The sequence below is a fragment of the Halogranum rubrum genome (assembly GCF_900114455.1).
GTDB lineage: Archaea > Halobacteriota > Halobacteria > Halobacteriales > Haloferacaceae > Halogranum > Halogranum rubrum.
This window is the reverse complement of record NZ_FOTC01000002.1, coordinates 587,144-610,992: the sequence shown is the minus strand read 5'-3', so window position 1 is coordinate 610,992 and position 23,849 is coordinate 587,144. Positions and strand designations below refer to the sequence as shown.

Sequence of the window (23,849 nt, the reverse complement as noted above, 5' to 3'; positions counted from 1 at the left end):
AACCCCAACCGTCGTTATCGGCAGTTTAACCGCCGTTTAGTAAGGCAACAGTGATGACATACCCAAGTGGTGTGCCCGGAAATGATTGGTCGACGTTTCAAGCGAAAGTCAACGTCCCCAACCAATGTCAGACAACAATCAACCCACCGATTCCGAGTCCGCCCCCGGACGTCGCGGGATGCGCGCCATCTCTCGACTGTTCGTCGTCGCGATCACCATGATCGTCGTCTCGGGCAGTATCGTCGGCGCTGCCGGCGCAACCTCGGCATCGTTCGGCAACTCTCAATCGCAAGTACAGGAGTTCGTCCAGTCGCTCACAGACGACCAGGACGGCATCAACAACGAGAAGACCTCCGACCAAGACATCGCGCAGATGCAAGGTCAGGCACAGGCTGGCGCTGGCAACGGCCAGGCACAGGCCCAGGAGTCCTCGCAGGCTGGCAACACCGGCCAGTACGGCGTCCGCAACCTCCAGCAGGTCGCACAGGACGTCTACCAGTACGGTACCAACCTCCAGCAGGGCTGGTTCAACTTCCAGGGTCAAGACCAGACGGTCGACCAAGAGCGTCTCGCTGGCCAGGACGGCAAAGCGAACGACCAGACGTCGACGCAGGACGTCGACCAGATGGGTACCCAATCGCAGTACAGCAACTTCAGCGAGCAGTACCAGGACCAGAACGCTGAGCAGTTCAGCGAGGGTTACCAGGTCGGCTTCAAGAACGACCAGCACCAGAACCAGGGCGTCGACCAGAGCGCTTCGCAGTCGCAGCACTCCAACGTGAGCCTGCAGGTCCAGATCCAGGACGCTAACCAGACGCAAGCGGGCGGTCAGCTCTACTCCGTCGACAGCCGACAGAACCAACAGCAGACCGTCGACTCCGACCAGCACCAGAGCCAGTCGGGCGACTTCAGCGGACAGTTCCAGGGCGAATCCTCCGAGCAGAACCAACTCGCCAGCCAGACCGGCGAAGACAACGCACAGCGCCAGAAGGAAACCGCCGAAGCCGACCAGACGCAGTCGCAGTCCGGTGACTTCAGCGAGCAGACCCAGGGCGCAACCTCCGACCAGGACCAGGGCGCGTACCTCGAAGGCGAGGACAACACCCAAGTCCAGACCGAATCCGCACAGCAGAAACAGGACCAGTCCCAGAACGCTGATGCGAGCAGTCAAGACCAGAGCGCCGACACTGAGCAGTCCGAGTACCAGCAGCAGTTCGGCGACGACAACGACCAGAAGCAGCGCGAACAGGCCGTTCAGGAACAGGATCAGACCCAAAACGGTGCGTACAACGACCAGGGCCAGGACGCCGAGTCCTCCCAGGACGCTTACCAGAGCCAGGACGGTACCGACAGCAGCCAAGAACAGACCCAGAGCAACAAACAGAACGCTGACCAGGACCAGGACGGCATCGCTAACGACCAGAGCCAGTCCCAGGACAGCGACGAATCCGCCGAACAGATCGCCACCGGCGACGACAACTCTCAGGAAGAGTCCCAGGGTGTGACCCAGGACGCCGACCAGGACCAGGAGGGCGTGCACAACGACCAGAGCCAGTCCCAGGACGCCGACGCTGACGCCAGCCAGGCCGCACACGGCGACGACATCACCCAGGACCAAGAACAGGACGTCGACCAAGACGCCACCCAAGAGCAGGACGGGTACAACAACGACCAGAGCCAAGAGCAGGACGCCGAGGCCGAGGCAACCCAGCACGCTCAGGGCGACAACGTCGACCAGAACCAAGAACAGGACAGCGAGCAGTCCGCCGACCAGAGCCAGGACGGCGAGAACAACGACCAGAGCCAGTCACAGAGCGGAAGCTCGACGCAGGTTCAGGTCAGCTTCTAAGACACTCGTCTCACTGTAGCGCGGTTTTTTTTGCGGTCGTCACTACATCCGAGAGTGGCGACGCTCGCGGCGATGTGACTGACGAGACTCGGGAAGTTACAAATTCCCAGACGTTGTCGGCGCCCAACATTTATCAGACACGTCTCTGAAAGGGCATCAATGCCGAACGTCAACGAAAACTCTTCTCACCCGACACCGAACGAGATTACCGATCTCGCGGAGCGTATCGTCTCTGGCGAGACGACGGAGCGACAGTTCTCGGGAGAGCTATTGAACTTTAGAGAGAAGCCAGACTCCGACTCAGAGACGGAACTCGTGGAGTTGGCTGTCCGGAGTGGCTTCGGAACCGTCCGGAAGATTACCGCACCGAAACATCAGTTCTCGCAGACTCTGAACCGAAAGGGGTTGACGCGTAACGACGTGCTGCGACTCGATGCATCAGAGGGCACCGTCCCGATTCAACTCGTCGAAACGGGAGACGGAGTCGAAGTCGCACCGCAACCCAGCAGATCGGACGACTGGCGGGTCTTCGGCGTGCTCTCGTTTACGAGTGGCGTCTGTCTCACAGTGCTCGTCGGTACCCTCGGTCCGCTGTATTGGTCGAGTTCGGCGAGTCCACTGGTCGCCGTGGCGCTCCTCTTCACACTGTCTGTGCTGGTCTACACGGCAAAGACGTGGACGTAGCTGAGAGAGAAACGCAGACGCACTAGGGGTTGAGCAACGGTCGTTCTCTACATCGATCTTTCTGGTTCTGTCACTACTGCTCGCTGTTGCTCGCAGAAGCTGGCGGGCGTGACGGGACTCCCGCGAGTGAACGAAGTGAGCGAGTGGGGGTAAGTCACGGCCGTGGGGCTGAGCGAAGCGAAGCCGAACGGCCGTGACGGGATTCGAACCAGAAGAAGACGTTCCAGCTCGGCTCGCTTTGCTCGCCTTCGCGGGCTGCGACTTCTAGGGTTCAAGAATCCCACCACCGTCGCTGTTCGTCCTCACTGTCGCTCGGACAGAACAGCGGGCGTGACGGGATTCGAACCCGCGATCGAGAGGTTAGGAACCTCTCGCCCTGTCCACTAGGCCACACGCCCCGGCGGAGCTACGAAAGCGCACACGAAAAGCGTGCGCTTCCAGCGCAGAGAATGTGCCCGACTGGTCGGGCAGAAAGGGGAGTTAGTTGTTCTTCTCGGTCTCGGTTTCGGTCGGGGTGCCGGTCGTCTCGGTAGCCGTGTTGGTCGAGTCGGTGGAGTCTGCGCCGATGTCGGGAGTCACTTCGTCGTCCTCGTCGTCGGTCTGCGTCCGAGAGCCTTTGCCCTCTCGCATCTGCTCGAGTTCGTCTTCGACTTCTTCGCGGCCCTTCTGGAACTCACCCATCGCCTGACCCGTCGACCGAGCAAGCTTCGGAATCTTGTTTGCGCCGAACAGCAGGACGAGCACGAGGAGGATGATGAGGAGCTCCGGCCCGCCAGGGATCGGTCCAAACAGTGGAATCACGGTGTCAATCATCTCTACCCCTGCCTAACCATGTCTCGATTATAGGCTTTTTGCTCGTGGCGGTTCGCTACATTCTTCCGGAGCAGAGTACGCTTTCCCCGAGCCGTCCCCCATTCAGTAGCGTACGTGAACGCTTGTCAGGCCATGTCGAGAGCACAAACGTCATTCGTCGCGCGAGAGAACGCCTGCTTATGGTCGACGTAGGAGACGACGCACCCGACTTCACCGCACCGTTCGTGACCGACGAAATCGGTCCGAAGACGCTCTCGGAGCACCTCGACGAAGAGGCACCCGTCGTGTTGGCGTTCTTCCCCGGCGCGTTCACCTCGGTCTGTACCGACGAGATGTGTACGTTCGAGTCCGAACTCGCCGCCTTCGAGGACGTCGGCGCGACTATCTACGGTGTCAGCGTCGACACCCCCTTCGCGCTGCAGGAGTTCAAAGCGCAGAACGACCTCTCGTTCGGTCTCGTCAGCGACACGAACAAGGAACTCATCGACGCCTACGACGTCGAGATGGACTTCGACGACTTCGGCTACTACGGACTCGCCAAGCGCGCCGTCTTCGTCGTCGACGGTGACGGCGAAGTGGCGTACACGTGGGTCAGCGACGACCCCGGCGTCGAACCCGACTACGACGAGGTCGAACAGGCCGCTGTCGACGCCGCCTAACTTCGCGTCCCAACGGTCGCAAACCGAATCCCACGGACTTTTTCTCGTCAGCGCGTGAAGTCGTATCCATGAGCAGCGACACCGACGACATCGACGACATCGACGATATCAACGGCGCGCGGAGCTACGACCCGGAGGCCGAACACGCCTTCCCCGACGAGAAGCTGAACGAAATCCTCCCCGTCATCGAGAACGACGTCGAGATATCGACCTACCTCAAGGCGCAGAACGTCAACGCAGTGGCGCGTAAGGGGTACAACGACCACGGTCCGAAACACATCGAAATCGTCCGGAACCGGGCACTTCGACTCTACGACCTGCTCAAGGCGGGCGACGTCGAGTTCAACGGGGCGGCGGACCAGCAGCTCGATGAGGCAGACGAGTCGGTCATCATCGCGCTCGCGGCGACGATTCACGACATCGGTCACATCGTCCACCGTGACAGTCACGCCTACTACTCCATCCCGCTCGCAGCGGACCTCCTCGACCGCTTCCTCCCGCAGTTCTACGACACCGACGAAGTCGTTCGGATGAAGGCAGAAGTCCTCCACGCGATTCTCTGTCACCACACCGAAGAAGACCCGCTCACGACCGAGGCCGGTGTCATCCGCGTCTCCGACGCACTCGACATGGAACGCGGCCGGTCGCGAATCCCCTACGAGAAGGGTGGTCGCGGCATCAACACGCTCTCCAGTCAGGCAATCAGCAGCGTCTCGCTGAAACCCGGCGAAGGCGTCCCGGTGCTCGTCGAAATCGAGATGGTCAACGCGGCCGGTGTCTACCAGGTCGACAACCTCCTGAAGGCAAAACTCCACAACTCGAAGCTCGAAAACGAGATTCGTATCGTCGCGGTCAACACCAAATCCGACGACGACCAACTCGTCGAACGCATCGAACTCTAAGGGCGCGCTCTACGCCCTCGCCACGAGACACGGACACGAGGATCAGGACACCTAGCAGCCGTGTGACACGGACGAACCGTGTGTGAATGCGAGACGACCCCATCGTCGAAAGCGTCGTTTTTTACGCTGCCGACCGTCTCGACAGACAACCGTGTCATCTGGGCTGGGTCACTCGCTCGCGCTCCTCCGTGACCGCGAGTTCGCTGCACTCGCCGGAACTGCGTTCGCGCGGAGTCAAGCGTACTCGACGGTGCTCATCGCACTCGCACTCTACGCCGAGCAGTTCGGAACGACGGGGTTCGTCGAAGGACTGTTCGGAACCGCGTTCGCGTTCGTCCAGTTACTCATCGTTCTCCCGCTGGGCCGAAAGATAGACACCGGGAACGCGAAACGGTTCCTCCTCGCCGGTCTCGTGCTGAACGTCGCCGTCTTTGGAGGGTTCGCGTTCGTCGAGAGTGCGACACACGTCATCCTCGTCCGAGTGCTGCAAGGGGTCGGCGCGAGTCTCCTCTGGATAACCGGGTCGACAGTCGTCGGCGAAATCAGCCCCGAAGACGAGAGCGGTCGTTGGCTCGGGTCGTACAACCAGGTCGCGGCGTTCTCCAGTCTCGCAGGCGACGTCGTCGGCGGCTATCTCCTCTACGCCTACGACTTTCGGCTCACCTATCTCGTGCTCAGTCTCGTCACCATCGGTGCGTTCGTCCTCGTGTTCGCGTTCCTCCGCGACAACCCCGGTGGGAAGACCGACCCCGAGGACGCGACGAGCGTGGAGACGTTCCGCGCTCTCCTCGCCCGACCGATGGTCCGGGCACTCGTCGCCTTCCGACTCGCCTTCAGCTTCGGGAAGATGGCCGTCATCATCTTCCTCCCCATCCTCGCCCGGACCGAGTTCGGCATCAACGCGTTCGCTATCGGGTGGATTCTCGCCGGCGGGAAACTCACGAAGTCGCTACTACAGGGCTACACGGGCGACTTGACGGACCGAATCGGGCGGAAACCGTACTTCGTCGCCGCAGGCGCACTGCTCTACGGCGTCGGGACGGCGATGATTCCTCTCTCCTATCTCGCGGAGGGGGCGCTCTCTCCAGTCGCGTTCGGGTTCGCCGGCCAGTCTGTCGAACTCGGTGGTGCGTTCTTCACGCTGTTCGCCGCGTACGGACTGCTCGGCGTCGGTGACAGTCTCCGACTCCCGGCGAGTATGGCGCTGTTCGTCGAGGAGGGCGAGCGGTTCGACTCCGTCGCTAGCAGTCTGTCGCTGCGCTCTATCTCGTGGAAGGTGGGACAGGTCGTCGGCCCAGCAGTAGTCGGGATAATCATCGACGTCGTCTCGACGACTGTCGCGTTTCTCACCGCGGCGGGGTTCATCGTCGTCGCGACAGTCGTCTTCGCAGTGACACGCACGAGAGCGACGACGGAAGCGGACACGGTAGCGACGCTCGGAGACTGAGGAACGAAAGAGAGACGAGAACAGAGACGACGAAGAACTTCTCAGACTGCGTTTCGGCCCGTGGCTCGTTCGGCCAGGTCGGGGTCGTCGGTCGCGCGTTCGTCGGCTTCGTCGACGAGTTCCTCGGCAGGTTCGCGCTGTCTCGTCGCCGCCGCATCACGAATCTCCTGCTCTATCTCTTCGCGTCCGCGTTGGAACTCGCCCATCGCTTGTCCGCTGGCACGAGCGAGTTCTGGAATCTTGTTCGCACCGAAGAGAAAGACGATGACGACTAGGATGATGAGGAGTTCGGGACCACCGGGAATCGGCCCGAACAGTGGGGTGTAGTCGAACATGACGGGACGAGTACGCTTCCGAACGATATGAATCTCACCGTCGCGTGCTGGCGTTCAAGCACGGCGGGTTGGAACGGTACTCCCGGCCCGACTCGAACGAGTGACCTCACCGAAACGGATTGACGGCGACGAGTGCATCCGAGATGGCACGTGAGAGCGGGAGTGCGAACCGTCCCTCGACAGAGAAGAGGACCCACCCGCTCACGAGGAGGTACACCGTCATCGATGCGGCGGCGACACCAAGGACGACGGCACCGACGCGGAGAAGTCGGCCGTCTCAGTCGTTACCGACGAGTGCGCTGCTCACGGACCACAGATCGACGGCGACTCCCACGAGGAGTGCGACGAGAGCGTACAGTTGAATCGCCTCGCTCTGGACGGTGTCGAAGAGTACGAGCGCACCCAGATACAGCGGGACGCCACCAGCGACGGCGACGGTGTACGCCCGCCACAGCGTCGACCACTCCTGTCGAATCACGCGCCGAACCGCCGGTGTCCGAACGAGCGCGTAGACACCGACCGGATAGAGCGGGTGGAGGTACCGAACGGTGAGCATGTGATGGAGTGGGAGGCTTCTGAGGTAGAAGACGACGAGTATCGCCGCGTAGAGGGCGACGAACACGTCAGTCGACTGCGTGGCCGAGAGAAAGCGAAGCGACGGGCGAGACCACCGAGTCGAGTCCGAGAGTCGAGCACGCACCGACCCACCGTCGGTGAGCAGTCTCCGCCGACGCCACACCGCAACGAGAGGAAGCGTGAGCACGACGCCGAACAGTGGCATCGACTCGAGGACGCTGAGGTTGACGGCCCGGTCTTGACCCGTCCGAAGCGGGCGGTAACCACTCCCGAAGAAGACGTCGGCGAGTCGCTCGACGTCGGTAATGACGTGGAACGAATGAGTCAACCGAGACTGGAAGTAGGCGAGACCACCGACAACCGTGGCGACTGCGTCGCCGACGAACACGGCGAGGCTACCGACGAACGCGATGAGACCGCTGAGCGTGTCACCTGCAGGGTTCGAGGACGTTGAGGTTCCTGCCATCCCCGTCGGCCCGTCCGACGCGGAGCCAGTGGTCTCCGGCGGACTCGGAGAAGCCCCCGAAGATGCCACCGAGGACGAACTGGCCGCACCGACCGAGTCGCCAGCGAGTGGCTGACTCTTGTAATCCGGCAGGAGTCGAAGTGGTTGTACCGGGTTTCCGGTGATGGCGTAGTTGGTCAGCGCGAACGGGAGAAGCGAGACGGCGAACACGAGGGCGACGACGGCGAGATGCCGCGGGCGGTTCGTCCGCGCCGTCGCGAGGTCGATGGGCACAGGCGCGACAAACAGAATCAGCGCTTCGGCGGCGTGGACCCACGTACAGAGACCGATTGCTGCGTACGTGACGGCCCGAAAGCGCGTTTCGGCGCGAACCGTCGCGGCCGTGCAGTTCGTACACCGTCGAATCGGCGTGGCCGAGCGCGGGGACGTCGAGGGCGAACTTGACGACCGGGTTGCCGTCGACGCGCTCGGGCGTTACATACGCCGGTGGGGCCTCGAGGTGGTAGGTTCCCGACCCGAACATCCCGCGCGTGAGTGTCACCTCGTCGGCGGGGACGGAGTCGACAGACACTTCGGCCTTCCCGCGCCGGGGGCCGGTGAAGACGACGCCGCTCCGAAGTCGACGAACCCGGCGGTGACGACGCCCAGACAGATGAGACAGCCAACGGCCAGCAGCACGCGGTCGCTCCGCTTCGTTGCCGCAGTCTATCAAAAGCCGATACTTATGTGTTCGGTGGTAATTCTGTCTCCGAGACTGAAAGCTTAGAGTTCCTGGTCCGTCGGCCGAATGAGCATCTCGTTGACGTCGACGTGAGAGGGTTGGCCGACGGCGAAGGCGATAGACCGGGCGATGTCGTCTGCTTCAAGCGCGTCCATCGCTTCCAGCGCTTCTTTCGCCTGCTCTTGCTGCTCGTCGTCCGGGATGTGCTCGGCGAGTTCGGTGTCGACGTAGCCCGGTTCGATGAGCGTCACACGGATGTCGTTCTCGCCGGTGACCTCCTGACGGAACGCCTCGGAGAACGCGTTGACGCCGAACTTCGTCGCGTTGTAGCCGCTCGACCCGGCGTAGGCCTTCCGCCCGGCGACGGAGGAGATGTTCACGACGTGTCCCTCGCCCTGCTCCTGCATGATTGGTAGTGCGGCGTGCGTGACGTTCATCAGACCGAGGAGGTTGACCTCGACCATCTGTCGGAAGTTGTCGGTGTCGGCGTCTTCGACGCGCTCCAACAGCATCACACCGGCATTGTTGACGAGGATGTCGAGACTGCCGAACTCCTCCGCTGTCCGGTCGACCATCTCCTGAATCTCGTCTTCGTCGGTGACGTCCGTCGGGACGACGAGCGTCTCGCCGCCCTCGGACTCAATGCGGTCGGCGAGTTGTTCGAGTTCGTCTTCGCGACGTGCAGCGAGTGCGACGCTCGCGCCCGCCTCTGCGAGGGCTTCCGCCGTCGCCTCGCCGATTCCGGAGGATGCGCCGGTGACCAGTGCCGCTTTCCCGTCGAGGTCTTCGGTGAGTACGCTCATTGGACTCCGACCTTCGTGCGGGAGATGAAAGAGGGGTCCGCTGGGAGCGACACTGACCGGTACTGTCGCTTGCGGTCGATACGGCCGGTAGTCGCCTCATCTGAGTTCCCAGAACACTTTGTACGCGTCTGCGATGTCCAAGAAGTCGAACACGAAGTAGAGCGAGCTTGCATCTTCCTCGACTTGGAACGCGAGTTCACCGCGACGCGATTCGTCGGGTGCGATATCCGACCCCTCGTTGTATCCTCGACTGAGAGACGACGACCCCGCGAGATCCGCGGTAGACGATAGCCCAGTCCCCGTCTTCACACGCATCTGAAGCATCGTCGAAACGGTGAGCGGCTCTTCGGTCCCGTTCGTTATCTCGACGTCCGGGATGACGTACTCCCGCCCGTCCTCCGCTTCGGTGTACTCTCCCAATTTCGACTCGGTTCTGACACCGTGAACGACGACCGAGACGCCTCCGTTGGAAGCCGATTCTCCTGTCGAGAGTATCTTCGTGTTCAGTTTCTGAGAGAGATTTGCGATCGATTCGGCCTCGTCAGAGAGGTTCACGGTTACGCGCTTGAACTTGAACAGATCGAAGGCGCTGAAGTCGAACTGCATCGTCAGTTCGCCGACGTCTTTCGGAACCTCGTACACGACGTCTCCACGCGAAACTTCGCCTGGAGCGAGTGTTCCGCTATCGAAGGGGTGCGTAGTGACACCGAACGACGCGTCGTACACGTGGTTCTCACCGTCTTTGAGGCGTGTCTGCCAGAAGCTACTGAAGTCGATGAACTTCTCGCTGATATTCTTCACGGCAAGTCGAACGACGACGAATTCGTTTCCACTCTGTGCTTCCTGAAACTCACCGAGTTTGTCTGTCGTGGACACACTTCGGGCGACCATCGTGAGATTCTCTCCTTCGACAGCTTCACCGAGCGTCACGGACACCGACTGCGACGTCGACGCCTCGTTATCGCTCGACTCGTCGAACGTTTGCGTCGAGTCAGTAGTGGCTGACTCTGTCTGCGTCGTCGCTTCGCTCGTGGGCTCCGCTGTACCGCCCTCACCCGACGAGGAGTCACCGGTACATCCTGTGAGCAGAGTAAGCGCGCCAGCAGCAACGAACGAACGTCGGTTCAGCGGAATCTTCTCTGTCATGAGATAATCAGAAATGTGATAGTATATGTGTTAAGATTGTTGAATTACACACTTGAGAGAATTTACTGCACGAGTGCCATCTGTGCGGGAGAGACAGAGAACGCTCGTGAGCTAGACCGATAACGAGTCGTCGACTCGTGGGGAGAACTATCGACCGACGTCGTCGAACACTCTCAGACGAAGTTGCGAGCGAGATACGACTCGCTCGCTGAGAAGTCTTCGACAGAAGTGCACCGGCCGGGAGTTGAACCCGGATCGTTGGCTTGGAAGGCCAAAGTCATGCCATTAGACCACCGGTGCGCTCGTGGTACAATCGTTCATTCTGCCTCACCCATTAAGGGTGTTACCCTTTTCAGTCGTCGCCGAGGCTGAACGCCTGCGCCGCCTCGCGGAGTTTCGGTGAGATGGCCGGCGTCTCCGCGGCGTCGACCGGGCCGTGCTCTCGAATCTCGTCGAGGCTCTTCGGGAACTCCCGAAGATCGTAGTGCAGACCGATTCCGGCCTTCGCACCCTGTCCCATCGCGACGGGAATCTGGTTGTGGCCGGGGACGAGGTCACCGACGGCGACGACGCCGTCGACACTCGTCCGACCGTGGTCGTCGACGGCAACGGTGCCGTCGTCGTTGATGTCACAGCCCAGCTGGTCTGCGAGGCCGTTGTTGTACTCGGACCCGTACATCGGGAACCCACCGCGGTACTCGCGGACGGTGCCGTCCTCGAACTCGAAGCTCTCCAGCCAGCCGTCGTCGCCTTTCGTCATCCCCGAAATCTCCGCTTCGACGATGTCGACGGGATGCGCGCGGAGTCGTTCGTCCGTCTCATCGCTCCACTCGGGGTCCTTTCCTCGAAGCAACAGGTCGACTTCGTCGGTGAAGTTGAGCATGATCATTGCGACGTGGGCGGCGCTCTCGCCGTGGCCCATCACGTAGACCGACTTGTCGACGAACATGTAGGCGTCGCAGTGGAGACAGTAGTGGAGGCCACGGCCCGTCCGCGGCAGCGGCGGGTCCGGTCGCTCGTCGGAGAACCCAGTCGCGAGGACGACCTTCTCGGTGACGTACTCCTCGTCGTTTCCGGTCACACGGAACCGGCCGTCGTCGAGTCGCTCGACGTCTGTGACGAAGTCTCGGTGGAAAGTCGCCCCGTACTCGGCCACTTGGTCACGGGCCGTCTCCAAGAACTCGTTTCCGGAGACGTCCTCGGTGATACCGATGACGTTGTGTGTTTCGAGCATCATCGCTGCTCTGCCGCCGCCGCGGTCGACGACGGCAGTGTCGTGTCCCAGTCGCGTCGTGTACAGCGCAGTCGTCAATCCCGCCGGGCCGCCGCCGACGACGACGACTTCGTACTCAACGGTGTCGGCTACTTCCGTCTCGGACATTGTCTACCCCCACTTACCGCTGGCGGGGGTTAAGTCCATAGCACCTGTGCACCGCGAGTATCCGCCCGCCACGTGCTGACAGCCGACACGACCATCGACGGTACCGTCAAAATCAGCAGTGATAATTTGGCGCATACCTTCTTTGCCGGTTCTTCGCAACGACGACTACACTGGTCATGAGACTCATCACTAGCCTCTCACAGTTGGTAGCCAGCGCATCGAGCGAGATGGACGGAGAGACGGAAGGCAGTGACGCTGCGGTTCGGGAACCTGAGCAACGCGAAGCACAGTCGACTGGGCAAACTGTTGAGACGCCCACTCACGCCCATCGAGAGAGCGACGACGCGGACTCGACGTTTCTCGAATACGACATGTTGGCCGACGCGATTCCGTTGGCCGTGTTCGTCCTCGACACCGACCGGACGGTTCGCTGCTGGAACCGCGCCGCCGAGGAGTTGACCGGGACGCCGCGAACGGACGTCGTCGGCACCGACGAGGTGAGCGTCGCCTTCTACCAGGACGGGCGACGGGCAAGGACGCTCGCCGACAAAGTCGTCGAAGCACCGGAGTCCGCCGACAGTGTGTTCGGCGTCACTCGTTCGACCGACGTCGACTACACTCGCTACGAGGACACGAGTACGATGCTCGACGCCACCCACGAGGAGATTGCCATCTGGTTCACCGCGACGCCGATATATCGCGACGGACAGTTCAGCTCGACGCCCGACCAACGTGAGTCGCTCAGTCTCACGTCGTTTCTCCGCCGAGACTGGCAGGTCGCTTCCTGCTGGCCACACCAAGCGTCAAACGTTTTGTACGCGCCCCTCCCATCTGTCGGTATGTTCGACGACTCCGCTTCGGTGCCACCTGCGCTCCAGAGCGGGCAGTCCGTCCTCATCTCCGGACCACCGATGACGGGCAAGTACGAGGTGCTGCTCCGGCAACTCACCTCGTCTGCAGACCGTCTCATCGTCGTGTCGACCGACACACCGGCCGACCAGATTCGACGCGACGTCGCCGACTACGCCGACCTTCCGGCGGAGGCACTCGGCATCGTCGACTGCACCTCGAAGGCGAGCGGAAAGGACGTCTCGGACACCGACACCGTCCGCTACGTCTCTTCGCCGGAGAATCTGACACGGGTGGGCGTCCAGTTCACCGCGCTCTGTGAGCAGTTTCAGGGCGACGACGTGGCCGTCGGACTCCACTCGCTGTCGCCGCTCTTGATGTACTGGGACGTCGACCGTGTCTATCAGTTCCTCCGTGTGTTCTTGGACCGCGTCAGGTCGTCGTCGTGGTGCTGTGCGGCCGTCATCGGGTCGACGATGCACGACGAGCAGGTGCTGCACACGCTGTACGACCCCTTCGACGCGATTATCGAGACACGCGAGAGCAACGAAGGACGACAACTGCGTCGTCGCGGACGGCGGGAAGCGGCCTCGGAGTGGACCTCGTTCTAATCCGGAGACAGGTAGATAGTTACGAGCGCTGGTCGGGGAGCGTGACCTTCGCGACGAAGCCGTCGCTCCTGTCGTCTACCTCCGCAGAGTCGGTGAACCCGCTCACGACGGCGAACCCGTCGCTCGTCGTGGTGAGTGCATCGGGAATCTCCGGGCGTTCGGTCCCGAACGCGTATCGCCACGTCCACTCGCCGTCCTCGTCGAGTCCACCGAGCCACAGTTGCGGGCCGACGACGTCGGAGCTCCGCGTCCCGACGACGGCGTACCCGCGCGCTGTTGCCGTGATTCCCTCTGCAGTGTACTCCTCACCCGAAGCCCCGTACGTCTGTTCCCACACGAGACGTCCCCGTGAGTCGGTTCGCACGACCAGTGCATTCGTCGTGAAGGCGTTCTCGGACGACGTCGTCCCTGCCAGCACGTAGCCGTTCTCGGTCGGGGTACAGTCTGTGAGCCGACTGTCTTCGCCCGCCGAGTACGTCCGCCGCCACTGCTCTCGGCCTGTCTCGTCCGTCTTGAGCAATAGGAACTGGCGGGTACTCTCGCTGTGCGTCACCGTCCCGGCGAGGACGTACCCGTCGTCGACGGCGACGACGGTCACTACTTCGACCGCTCGGCCACCTCCGTACGTGTTCGTCCACTCCACTGTCCCGTCGGGTCCGAGTTTCGCCAGTGCCGCGGAGTCGGCCGCGATACCGGCGACGGCGTAGTCACCTCCGGCGGTCTGGACGACGTCGTTCGCTCGGTCGTCGTCACAGCGCCGAACGTGGAACCGCTGTGTCCAGCGCTCTGTACCGCGCGGCCCCGTCGCGACGACGTAGAAGCGGTCGTTCTCACGTCCGCGTCTTCGGGTCCGACCACAGAGGACGTAGCCACCGGTGGTCGTCCGCACACCCCCGAACGCGCTGTCGAACCCGGGGTCGCCTTGGCGCGCCGTCCACCGTTTGTCTCCGATCGCGTCCCACGCGTACTGCCACGCTTCGCTGCGGTCCGCATCGAGCGTGACGGCACCGACGGTCGTGACGCCACCGTCTGCCGTCGCGATAGCGTCACGGAATCGTTCTTCTCCATCTCTGTCACCGGTTCGGTACCATCGAACGACCTCGTCGCGTCCGAACACAGGTGGAGGAGACGAGTCGTCGTCTGTGGATGTTGCTGTTCCGACACCGGTTCCCCCCACACCTACCATCGCCGCGACGCTCGCAGTTCGGACGACATCTCGTCGACTCAGTCGACACGACGTGTCTGCGTCGGCCGCTACGGGTTGTTCTGTCGTCGGTTCTGCTGCGCTGTCGATGTTTGATTCGTTCATTGTCTCTCCGTGGTTAGCCGTCGATAGTGAGATAGGAGACCGTCTCCTCGGCGTGGCCCGTCTCCGAGTCGTCACTCTGTTCTTCTTCGAGCAGGAAGTCGACGCCCGACGACGTGAGGTTCTTCCAACGGACGGTGACGGAGTTCCATCCGTTGTAAGACATCACGTCCGCGAGGAAGACCGGACGCTGATAGGACCGCGAGAAGTCGACGTGCGTCCACGAGTCGTCGGCGGTCACCCTCTTCGCCTCGTAGTCGTGGCTACCGAGAGAATCGCGTCCGGGTTCGAACGCCATCCAACTCACCATCTCGTCGTAGTGATACTCGTTCTCGTGACCTGCGTCCTCCTCTTGGACGCGGAACTGGAACCCATCACGGCTGGCGTTCTGAATGCGGGCGATGATGGGGTCGTCGCCGACGGTCGACTGGGGCATCGCGAACAGGACCGGCGTCGAGTCGAACGCAGTGTCGAAGGAGACGCTGTGCCACTCGTGGTTGACGTGCTTCCTCCCTACTTCGATGGCGTTGCCGCCCTCCGCGGCGTACACTCCCGGGTTCGCCATGACGAAGCCAGCCCGCTCCTCGAGGTGAAGGTCGTTCAGATAGGCCCACTCTTCGACGCGTGCGTCGAAGGTATTCCCCGTCAGCCCCGTTATGCGGGCGTGGGCCGGGTCGTCGCCGGCGTGTGACAGTGCCGGTGCGACGATGGCGGGGTGAGAGTAGCGGTTGTCGACGGTGAACGTCTTCCAGTAGTCGTCCAGCCAGACCATCCCCGCGTCGAACTCGAACGGCGGTTTGGGAATGCCTCGTGGTTGGCCGTACTGGTTCATCGCGTGCTCGACGCAGTAGAGGTGCCACCGAATCTGCTCGCTGGTGGTCGTCCCTTTTCGGGTCGTCTCACAGAGGAACCCTGGAACGTCGAGTAGGCCAGCGACACGGTGCATCAGCATGTCGCGGTCGGCGTCGAGCGTGTTACCCATGCGGTAGGCGGGCGTTCCGGTGAGACCGAACGCCTCGTTCAGGTCGCCCACTACTCGTTCGCCGAACGAACGAGCAGGCGACGTCCACGTCGGGAACATCGCCTGCCCGACGCTCCCGTCGCCGGATTTGTAGATACCACGTGCCGAGTGGAGGTCGAACACCCAATCCGGGTCGTACTTGACGACTTCTTTCCAGATGGCGCGCGCCAGCGGGGTTCGCGGGTCACCGCTTCGAGGAGGGAACTGTCGGTTCAGGTCGCCGTTGTCGTTGTAGCGACTGTTCTGTCCGATGGCGACTTCGTTTGCACGTGGGATGACGACCAACTCGCCACGCTTGACTCTCCACGACGCAATCTGTGTCGCCGCGCGGTACCCCGACGGTTCGTTTCCGTGGATACCGCCAATCACGACCGTCGTCGGACCAGTTCGGCCGGAGTCGTAGACGTGGACGTCGGTCTCGTACTTCGTTCCCGTCATCAGGGAGTACTGATTAGTGCTGGGCATAGATTTGTTTAATAATTATTATGATTCTCTGATGCTCTCTGACTGCATCGCTCGTTTCACACTATCGTCGGTTCCATCACGCTGATCCACTCACGGCCGTTCCAGACGGCTGGACCCCACAGTGCCTCTCCGTCGCCGTTGTGGATTCCCATGTCTCCGCGGTACAGGCCGTCGGTGTCTCGGAGGTCGGCCTCTTGAACCATCCCGTCGCTCCGGAGTCGCTGAAACTCGCTGGCGTCGCTGAGGAACTCCGTCTCGTCGAGCGCGTCGTGCGACGGTCGATGGATGTCCACGTCCAGAGTGTTTCGACCGTAGAGGAAGGCGTCGGTGTAGTTTCGGAACGTCGTGTTCCGGATGTCGACACCCTTCGCGTCGACGACAGCAATCGCTCGGTGGCCGTCTCTGAGGCCGTTCGTGACCTCTCGGGAGAAGTGACCGTTGAAGTAACAGCTATCGATGCTGAGACCGGGCGATTTAGAGACGTAGATACCGTGCGGGAACTCGGAACTCGCCCCGTTACCTTCGAAGTACGTCCCGTAGACGGTTTGGGACCCACCGCCTCGGGCGTCGATACCGTAACTGCCGTTGTTCTGGATGGTGCCTCCGTTCCACCGGGAGGCGTATCCGCGAAGCAGGACGCCGGGCGCGTTGTTCCCCTCGTAGTAACCGTTCCAGAGAGCGTGACATCCGTAGAAGCTCGTACTGTGGGGTCTGGCCTCACTGCTGAGTCGAAAGCCGACGCCCCGACACGACCAAGCCACACAACTCCGGAAGTTGATACCGAAGGACCCTTTGAACGCCCCGCTGGCGTCGTTATACGTTTCGACGGAGACGCCGTGGGACCCCGTCTGGAAGAACACGAGGTCCTTGTACGTCGAGTACGGCGCTGCGCGAATACGCAGTCCGATGTTTCCGCCTCGAATCTTCAGTTTTTGTACAATCGCTTTGTTCCGGTAATCGTTCTGTCCGCGGCCGAGCACCTCGATGACGTTCTTGTCGGGGGCGTGTCGAGCATCGATGACCGACCCGGACGGGTGACCACCGGTGAGGACGACTTCTTTCTGCGATTGGTCCAAGACGATCGGAAACTCTTCGCCCGCTTCCTGTGCATCGTACGAACCATGGACGAAGATGATGTCCCCGCTAGCCGCGTGTTCCCACGCATCTTGGATGGTGTCGTAACCGTACTCGCCGCTGGCGACGACACGCCGCTCCCCGAGATTGAGCTCCGGGCCGATTTGAAGGGCCGTCGTTGCCCGCGACTCTTGGACCTGGTCGGCAGTCGAAGGGAGGTCCGAAGAGCCCTTCTTTCCCTCCACCGTACCCGTCCCCTGCTTAGTCGCGCCTAAGAGCGACCCGGCCGCGGCGGTCCCCAAAAACGAACGACGTGACCAGGTTGTCGGGTTCGAGTCATCCGGTTTTTCCAGATTGTTCATTTTGGAATACAGTATAATTTTCTAATTAATTATAGAATAATTATACGGCCTAGCAAGGTTACTAAATTGTTACCAAGGCATAAAGTAATTAACCTTACATATAATTGGTTGAGATAGTTGCTCTATAATAATTATTTATATATGTCTGGAAATAATTGATAAAATAGAAGACACATATAATGACAGAAGATTGTGGCGACCCCTGCTCGGTCAGAGAAATCAGTTCCCTGCTCTCCAAGAAGTGGCGGTTGAACCTCCTCCGTGCAGTTCAAACCGATGGACCGTGTCGATTTAGCGATTTGAAACGACGGTTCGACATCTCTTCGAAAGTTTTGACCAACAGTTTGAACGAACTCACCGACTACGGAATCGTCGAACGAACTGCTCACAGCGGTGTCCACGTCACCTACTCACTCACCGACTCAGGGGCAGATTTACTGGATACGGTCGGCGACCTCGACAGTTGGACGGCGCGAAGCGGCCGGAAGACCGTTCCGACGGTTCTCGTCGTAGACGACAACCCTCGGCTGAACAACCTCTTTGCGGACCTGTTGCACTCTGACTACGACGTCAGGCAAGCGTGCGAGCGTCGGCAGCTAGAACGACAGCAGTTCGAGGTGACGGACGTGGTGGTGTTTCACTACAAGCCACGCGGCCCAATCGACCACTCCGCCCTCCAGTCGGTTGCAAAACCGGAATGTGACTGTCGACTCGTCGTCGTCGTTCCCACCCGGCGTCACCTCGAACGTCTCGAACTGCACCACTGTGGACATCTCGTACTCCCCGTAACGAAACCGGAACTACGGAGATGCATCGAGCACGTGCTCGACTGTCGGGCAGACGACGAGTGAGTCAGGACGTCATCGGCGACGGCGAGGCTATGCGTACACGGTCGATGGCACCGACCGACGTGGGACGTCGGCCGTCAGTTCGTCGCGGTGCCGTCTTCGCCGTCGAGACGGCTCCGACAGCCGGATGCTCTCTTGCCCGAGACGACTTCGACGCCGGTGTGCTGAAGGAACGTCTCGCTATCTACGTCCGCTAACTGCGCTCGAAGGGCATTCTCGAACGACTCTTTCTCCTCGCCGAACGTCGTCGGTGAGCAGAACGACAACGAGAACACGTAGCCGACGATTCCGTCTGCGTCCCACTCTCGCTCGACGGGGAACGTCCGTGTCTCGACGTCGACGAACCCGTGGTCGGCGAGGAGTTCGTCCCACGGGTCGTCGTACTCGACGTCCGCCGGGTCGACCCGGGCGGGAATGTCGTCGAGGTACTCGGCGGCGAGTTCGTACACAGCCTCCTGCCACGCGTCGGTGCCCTTGGTCAGCCACTCGCGGTCGGTGAGTAGGGCGACGCCACCGCCGGGTTCGGTCAGTTCTCGCAGCGTGTCCAGCGTCTGCGACTGGTCCATCCAGTGGAACGACCGCCCCATCGTTGTGAGTCGGAGCGGTGCGAGGTCGTCGGTGAACTCGGCGAGGTCGGCATCCGACCCCACCAGAAACGAGAGGTTCTCGCGTCCCTCGTCGTCGGCCAACCGTCGGGCGTGACGCAACATCTCTTCGTTCGGGTCCATCCCGACAACCTCGCCAGCGGCTGCGGCCAGTGGGAGTGCGAGGTGGCCTGCGCCACAGCCCAAATCGAGGACGCGGGCCGACTCGTCGAGGTCGAATCTGGTCACGAGGTAGTCGAGTGGGTCGTCGCCGTACCGTGGTCGGTACTCGGCGTAGTAGGCTTCGGTGCTCTCGAACGGATTCGCGAGGTCCGAGGTGTCGGCGTCGGTGGATGGGGACATCGTGTAGACACGTTCGTCGACAGAGGAGAGTAAAGACGTTTCGACGGCGTTGGATGCACCACTGCGTCAGTGCGTAGTGCTGAGTGCTCAGTGGCCGCCGACCACGGCGTAGCAGTTCCCGCTGGAGACGAACGTCTCGACGACGGTGAGGTCGCTCGCATCGAGGTCCGTGCGGAACTCCTCGGGGTCGTAGATGTGGTAGTATCTGGGCACCGTCTCACCGCCGGGGAGCGTCCAGTCGACGGTCGTATCGAACCCGTGCTCGGCGTCGAAGGTGTCGTGCGCGGTACTCCAAACGCTCACGACCGCTCGACCCTCGGGAGTCAGCACGCGAGCGAGTTCGGAGAGACTGGCGACGCGTGCGTCGCGGCTTTGCAGGTGATGCAGCGTGGCGACGTACACCGCGAGGTCGAACCCGTCGTCGACGAACGGGAGGCAGGCGGCGTCGCCGTGGACGAGGTCGACGGCGAATCCGCGTTCGGTCGCTCGCGTCTGCGCTTCGGTGAGTAACCCGCGGCTGAGGTCGAGACCGACGACTCTCTGGACGTGGTCGGCGAGGAGTTCGGCGTGTCGACCGTTGCCACACCCGAGGTCGAGCGCTCGCTGCCGGGCGGTCCCCCACTCGTCGACGAACGTCTCGACCTCGGGCCACGCGTACTCGCGCGTCGACGCGAAGTGCGCGGCGATGCGGTCGTAGGTCTGTCGTGGGTCCGACTCCATGTGGAGGAGATGTTCGCGGTGAGATAAATGCCCGCCGACTTCGTCGATTCACGCGACGGAGACGGCCAGAATACGAACGTCGCTGGCGACTCAGATGACGAGCGACGTCGCGTAGGCGACGAGGAGGAGGATGGCGGCGTGCTTCGCGCCGTCCGAGAGGCTTCCCTCACCCAGTTGCCCGGCGATGAGTCCCGAACAGACCGCCTGGATGGCCGTCGTGTGGAAAAAGAGGAGGCGGTAGGCGTCGGTGTCGACGTCGCCGATACCGCTGAAGACGCCAGTCGTCCCGGAGATGGCATCGGTCGACCCCTGTCCGACCGTCTGGGTCGCCTCGATAGCGGGGAGGGACGACACCGAGAGGGCGGCGATGATGCCGAGGAAGACGAAAAAGGAGATGTAGATGACCATCAGGTAGGTAATCATCTCGGTGCGTCGTTCGCGGCGGAGTCGACGACTCGACTGCGCCTCGTCGGCGGCGATGCGAAGGATGGGCGCGATGTCGTCCGTCGCTCGCATCGCGTTCGTGATGAGCGTCACTGCACGGGTGACCGTCGGCGACGACGTTCGTCGCCCCATGCGGTTCAGCGCCGTCGAGACGTCCGCACCCCACTCGATGTCGCGCCAGGTCCGCTGGACCTCCGGCGTCAGTGCACCGAGGTCACTCTGGGAGACGCGACGGATGCTCTGGACGACGGTCACGCCGGCCTCGTTGATGCTGGCCATCCGGTCGAGGAAGTCGGGAATCGCCGCCTCCATCGCTCGCAGACGGCGTTTCCGCACCTCGTACGCCAGCGCGAACACGCTCAAGACGAGGATGGTCACCTGGACGAGCGGTTCGTCGATGCGGTCGATGCCGGCGACGAGATCGACGTTGGCGACGGACGGGAGTTGCGTCGGCCAGTCGGTTCGGAGCATCAACCAGAGGAGACCGAGCGGAACCGTGAGCACGAGCGAACGCGCCGGGTGAGCGAACGCCATCCCCCAGGGGTCGTCGAGCCATCGTCGCAGTGGTCGGAGTCGGTCGTACGTGCGGAGACGCTGGCGGTTCACGTCGTGTGCATCGGTCTGAGTCGCACCGCCGTCGGCGACGTAGTTGTGTGATTCGGCCGTCGTCTGTTCCTCGAAGGGACTGTCGTCGCCGCCCGTCTCCATCGACTGCGTCAAGCTGTCGATGTAGACGACGAACCCCGCACTCGCGAGCGGGATGGCTACGTAGCTGATGAATCGGATGAAGCCGAGCGTGTCCTGGAGGACGAGTCCGATGACGACGAGGATGGTGATGAAGAACAGCGGTCCGGCGACGAGGACGGTGACGTACACCTCGGCGAACGTCGCGAGCAGTTCGAGATACTGCTCCTGTTGGGACTGGGCCTCCTCTTGGTACCGTTCGTACTGCTCTCGGAGGAACTCGGAGAGGTTTCGCCCGCTAGAGAGGACGCTGGCGAGGTTCTCTGCGAACTCCTCCATCCCGTCGCTCGGCGTGCGGCGACCGAGTTGCTGGAGGGCGGTCAGGATGTCCGTCCCGAAGGTGTTCATGTTTCGGACCGCCACGCCGATTTCGTCGGCCGATGCCCCGTAGACACTCCGGTTATCGACGAGTGTCTCTAAGACGCTCGGGAAGGACATCCCGCTGCGCGACAACGCGTAGACGAACGCGACGGTTCGCGGGAGCGTCACCTCGATGGCGCTCGCGCGGGCGACGGCCAACTGGTCGAGATACACCCACCGTGCGCGGTACGCGCCGAAGGCGAGCGACGTGCCGACGGTACTGCTCGCGAAAAAGAGGAGGACGAAGAGTTCGAGGCCGCCGAGCGACGAGATGGAGGCGAGGTTGCCGAGGAAACCGAACACTCCGGGGAGCGCGTTCTGTATCTCTTCGGAAGAGATGGCGAGTACCGAGAGAAAGCCCGCAGAGAGATAGACACCGAGAATACTGCCGACGATGCCGAATATCGTACTGTACACCAGCGTTCGTGAGGCGTACACTCGGTGTGTGATGCCGATGTGTGCGGCCTGCATCCGTCGCTTCTGTCGCTCGGCACCGTTGGCTGTACCGACGTAGTCGCCGAAGAGCGACAACCCGACTCGCGTCACGGCGAGTCGCACCCGCTCGTCGGTCAGGTCGAAGAGGAGGAGCACACAGAGGAGCGCGGCGAAGCCGAGTGGAACCAGCCAGAGCATCAGGTCGACTCCGCCGTGACCAACCCGTCGTCGAGTCGCTTCGTCACCCGTTCGGGGTCGGCGTAGTACTCGTTGACGAGTGCGGTGAACCGACGGTAGTCGCCGACGCCGTACGTCTGTAGCTGTTCGAGGAAGTGCTCACGTCGGCGAATCTCGCGCAGGAGTTCAGACCGCGACCAGCCGCGTTCGGCTTGAATCTCCGACAGTAGGTCGCTGTCGTTCCGTCTGAACGAGTCGCTCTGCGCGTTCCACTTGAACGCCGACGAGTAGTCGAGTTCGCCGGTCCGCTGGTCGATACCCCCGATTTCGCCGATAGTTTTCGACCGGCGAACGCGCTCACCCTCGAAGCGCGTGAGCGTCTGAATCGAGAGCAGGTCGAGCGACTGGACCATCGCCCGCGGGACGTTGATGGGTTCGTTCTCCAAGCGGTTGATGACCGTCTCGATGCTGTCGGCGTGCATCGTCGAGAACGTCGTGTGGCCGGTGTTCATCGCCTGAAAGAGCGTCACGGCCTCGTCGCCACGGACCTCGCCGACGATGATGTACTCGGGGCGATGGCGTAGTGCCGACCGGAGCAGGTCGTACATGTCGATGTCCGACCCCTCGTGGAGTTGCTCGCGCGTCACGCTGGAGAGCCAGTTGTCGTGGTACAAAGAGAGTTCGCGCGTGTCCTCGATGGTGAGTACCTTCGCCCGCGGGGGGATGAACATCGACACGGCGTTCATCGCGGTGGTCTTCCCCGACGCTGTCCCGCCCGCGAAGATGAGCGACTTGTTGTGCTCGATACAGAGCCACAGGTAGGCCATCATCTCGACGGAGAACGTCCCGTAGTCGATGAGGTCGATGGGTGTGAACGGTTCGTCGGCGTACTGGCGGATGGTGAACGCCGACCCGCGTGGCGTCACCTCTTGACCGAGCGAGAGTTCGATTCGCGAGCCATCGGGAAGCGTCGTCGAGACGACGGGGTTGCCGACGCTGACGTGGCGACCAGAACGCTGTGCGAGACGGATGACGTAGTCGTCCAACTCGTCGCTACCGAAGACGATGTTCGTCTCGATGTCGGCGTACTCGTCGTGGTAGATGAAGATCGGAAGGTCGTACCCGTCACAGGAGATGTCCTCGATGTGGCTGTCGTGTAACAGCGCGTCGGCCTTACCGTAGCCGACGAAGTCCCGATAGAGGTAGTACAGCACGGTGTGGTACGTCTTCATGTCGACGTCGATACCGTACTGCTGGAGGAGCGTCGTCAGTTCTTCACGGAGCACCGACTCGCCGACTGTGTCGGCCTCGGGGGACCGATACAGCAGTGGGTCGCGGATGTCGACGGCGACGCGCTCTCTGAGGTCTGCCGTGAACTCGTCGGTGTCGGGTTCGACGACGTGGTAGTAGTGCTCGCTCGCGGTCGGGTCGAAGGTGACGACGACGTAGGCGAACGGGGCGTTCACCCAGTAACGGTCGACCTCTTCGTGTCTGGCGGGAATCGTGTACGTCGAGAGCGGTCCGTCTTCACCCGGCCGGAACGGCCGAGCGTCGAGCGTGGACCCACGAAGGACCTCCATCGCGTGTGTGAGATGTCGACGCAGGGCTGCGAGTGACCCCTGTTGGTCCGCTTCCGTCTGTAATTCGTCTCGTGACATGTGGCTCCGAGTCAACTGCGCGAACATACCGTATACCAATACTTAA

20 protein-coding genes and 2 tRNA genes are annotated in these 23,849 nt (G+C 62.0%); 7 read left to right on the top strand and 15 right to left on the bottom strand.

Features of this window, described 5'->3' with window-relative positions; genetic code table 11:
- Positions 1 to 124 precede the first annotated feature (124 nt).
- Together BM083_RS11395 and BM083_RS11390 are read left to right on the top strand one after the other, a co-directional pair.
- Positions 125 to 1,849: a midas domain-containing protein gene (locus tag BM083_RS11395; RefSeq protein WP_245756880.1), complete on the top strand. Its 1,725-nt coding sequence runs from the start codon at positions 125 to 127 to the stop codon at positions 1,847 to 1,849.
- Positions 1,850 to 2,008: 159 nt separating this feature from the next.
- Positions 2,009 to 2,533 carry a hypothetical protein gene (locus tag BM083_RS11390; protein ID WP_089869498.1) on the top strand — a complete coding sequence of 175 codons (525 nt, stop codon included), beginning with the start codon at positions 2,009 to 2,011 and terminating at the stop codon, positions 2,531 to 2,533.
- 325 nt (positions 2,534 to 2,858) lie between these two features.
- Here BM083_RS11390 and BM083_RS11385 read toward each other — a convergent pair.
- Both BM083_RS11385 and BM083_RS11380 read right to left on the bottom strand, forming a co-directional pair.
- Positions 2,859 to 2,931: transfer RNA gene (locus BM083_RS11385), tRNA-Arg, on the bottom strand.
- An 82-nt stretch (positions 2,932 to 3,013) separates the two neighbouring features.
- The gene (locus tag BM083_RS11380; RefSeq protein WP_049893534.1) at positions 3,014 to 3,346 is read right to left on the bottom strand and encodes a Sec-independent protein translocase subunit TatA/TatB; all 333 of its coding nucleotides are present in this window, start codon (positions 3,344 to 3,346) and stop codon (positions 3,014 to 3,016) included.
- A gap of 179 nt (positions 3,347 to 3,525) precedes the next feature.
- Here BM083_RS11380 and BM083_RS11375 point away from each other — a divergent pair, with 179 nt between their 5' ends.
- The 3 genes from BM083_RS11375 (at position 3,526) to BM083_RS11365 (ending at position 6,354) form a co-directional block, all read left to right on the top strand.
- Positions 3,526 to 4,005: a redoxin domain-containing protein gene (locus BM083_RS11375; RefSeq protein WP_089869496.1), complete on the top strand. Its 480-nt coding sequence runs from the start codon at positions 3,526 to 3,528 to the stop codon at positions 4,003 to 4,005.
- Between the two features lie 68 nt (positions 4,006 to 4,073).
- Positions 4,074 to 4,907, top strand: a complete 834-nt coding sequence (locus tag BM083_RS11370) for an HD domain-containing protein (RefSeq protein WP_089869494.1) — start codon at positions 4,074 to 4,076, stop codon at positions 4,905 to 4,907.
- Positions 4,908 to 5,058: 151 nt separating this feature from the next.
- Positions 5,059 to 6,354: an MFS transporter gene (locus tag BM083_RS11365; protein WP_089869492.1), complete on the top strand. Its 1,296-nt coding sequence runs from the start codon at positions 5,059 to 5,061 to the stop codon at positions 6,352 to 6,354.
- 41 nt (positions 6,355 to 6,395) lie between these two features.
- Here the strand turns inward: BM083_RS11365 and BM083_RS23970 are convergent, their stop codons facing one another.
- The 6 genes from BM083_RS23970 to BM083_RS11330 form a co-directional block, all read right to left on the bottom strand.
- On the bottom strand, positions 6,396 to 6,689 hold the full coding sequence (locus BM083_RS23970; protein WP_089869490.1) for a twin-arginine translocase TatA/TatE family subunit: 294 nt from the start codon (positions 6,687 to 6,689) through the stop codon (positions 6,396 to 6,398).
- A 277-nt stretch (positions 6,690 to 6,966) separates the two neighbouring features.
- Positions 6,967 to 8,004: a hypothetical protein gene (locus BM083_RS11355; protein ID WP_089869488.1), complete on the bottom strand. Its 1,038-nt coding sequence runs from the start codon at positions 8,002 to 8,004 to the stop codon at positions 6,967 to 6,969.
- A gap of 489 nt (positions 8,005 to 8,493) precedes the next feature.
- Positions 8,494 to 9,255: an SDR family NAD(P)-dependent oxidoreductase gene (locus BM083_RS11345; protein WP_089869485.1), complete on the bottom strand. Its 762-nt coding sequence runs from the start codon at positions 9,253 to 9,255 to the stop codon at positions 8,494 to 8,496.
- Between the two features lie 96 nt (positions 9,256 to 9,351).
- Positions 9,352 to 10,401: a DUF4352 domain-containing protein gene (locus tag BM083_RS11340; RefSeq protein WP_089869483.1), complete on the bottom strand. Its 1,050-nt coding sequence runs from the start codon at positions 10,399 to 10,401 to the stop codon at positions 9,352 to 9,354.
- Positions 10,402 to 10,630: 229 nt separating this feature from the next.
- Positions 10,631 to 10,701, bottom strand: a tRNA-Gly gene (locus BM083_RS11335).
- A 52-nt stretch (positions 10,702 to 10,753) separates the two neighbouring features.
- Positions 10,754 to 11,782 (bottom strand): NAD(P)/FAD-dependent oxidoreductase, encoded by a 1,029-nt coding sequence (locus tag BM083_RS11330; RefSeq protein WP_089869481.1) that lies wholly within the window; start codon positions 11,780 to 11,782, stop codon positions 10,754 to 10,756.
- A gap of 176 nt (positions 11,783 to 11,958) precedes the next feature.
- Between BM083_RS11330 and BM083_RS23655 the strand changes: the two genes are divergently transcribed.
- Positions 11,959 to 13,242 carry a DUF7504 family protein gene (locus BM083_RS23655; protein ID WP_218148960.1) on the top strand — a complete coding sequence of 428 codons (1,284 nt, stop codon included), beginning with the start codon at positions 11,959 to 11,961 and terminating at the stop codon, positions 13,240 to 13,242.
- A 19-nt stretch (positions 13,243 to 13,261) separates the two neighbouring features.
- On the opposite strand, the gene BM083_RS11315 is transcribed toward BM083_RS23655, so the two are convergent.
- The 3 genes from BM083_RS11315 to BM083_RS11305 all read right to left on the bottom strand — a co-directional run bounded on the left by BM083_RS11315 (position 13,262) and on the right by BM083_RS11305 (position 17,470).
- A complete protein-coding gene (locus tag BM083_RS11315; RefSeq protein WP_089869480.1) occupies positions 13,262 to 14,551 on the bottom strand; it encodes a PQQ-binding-like beta-propeller repeat protein in 1,290 nt (429 codons plus the stop codon).
- A gap of 13 nt (positions 14,552 to 14,564) precedes the next feature.
- Positions 14,565 to 16,007, bottom strand: coding sequence for a succinylglutamate desuccinylase/aspartoacylase family protein (locus tag BM083_RS11310; protein ID WP_177197611.1), 1,443 nt, complete (start codon positions 16,005 to 16,007; stop codon positions 14,565 to 14,567).
- Between the two features lie 83 nt (positions 16,008 to 16,090).
- Entirely contained in the window at positions 16,091 to 17,470 is a 1,380-nt protein-coding gene (locus tag BM083_RS11305; RefSeq protein WP_089869476.1) for a right-handed parallel beta-helix repeat-containing protein, read from the bottom strand.
- Positions 17,471 to 17,649: 179 nt separating this feature from the next.
- Here BM083_RS11305 and BM083_RS11300 point away from each other — a divergent pair, with 179 nt between their 5' ends.
- The gene (locus BM083_RS11300; RefSeq protein ID WP_089869474.1) at positions 17,650 to 18,321 is read left to right on the top strand and encodes a winged helix-turn-helix transcriptional regulator; all 672 of its coding nucleotides are present in this window, start codon (positions 17,650 to 17,652) and stop codon (positions 18,319 to 18,321) included.
- Between the two features lie 74 nt (positions 18,322 to 18,395).
- On the opposite strand, the gene BM083_RS11290 is transcribed toward BM083_RS11300, so the two are convergent.
- The 4 genes from BM083_RS11290 to BM083_RS11275 form a co-directional block, all read right to left on the bottom strand.
- On the bottom strand, positions 18,396 to 19,265 hold the full coding sequence (locus tag BM083_RS11290) for a class I SAM-dependent methyltransferase (protein WP_177197610.1): 870 nt from the start codon (positions 19,263 to 19,265) through the stop codon (positions 18,396 to 18,398).
- 87 nt (positions 19,266 to 19,352) lie between these two features.
- Positions 19,353 to 19,985: a class I SAM-dependent methyltransferase gene (locus tag BM083_RS11285; protein ID WP_089869469.1), complete on the bottom strand. Its 633-nt coding sequence runs from the start codon at positions 19,983 to 19,985 to the stop codon at positions 19,353 to 19,355.
- A 90-nt stretch (positions 19,986 to 20,075) separates the two neighbouring features.
- On the bottom strand, positions 20,076 to 22,166 hold the full coding sequence (locus BM083_RS11280; RefSeq protein WP_089869467.1) for a type II secretion system F family protein: 2,091 nt from the start codon (positions 22,164 to 22,166) through the stop codon (positions 20,076 to 20,078).
- A complete protein-coding gene (locus BM083_RS11275) occupies positions 22,166 to 23,803 on the bottom strand; it encodes a type II/IV secretion system ATPase subunit (RefSeq protein WP_089870067.1) in 1,638 nt (545 codons plus the stop codon). Before BM083_RS11275 ends, BM083_RS11280 begins: the two co-directional genes overlap by 1 nt.
- Positions 23,804 to 23,849: the final 46 nt, after the last annotated feature.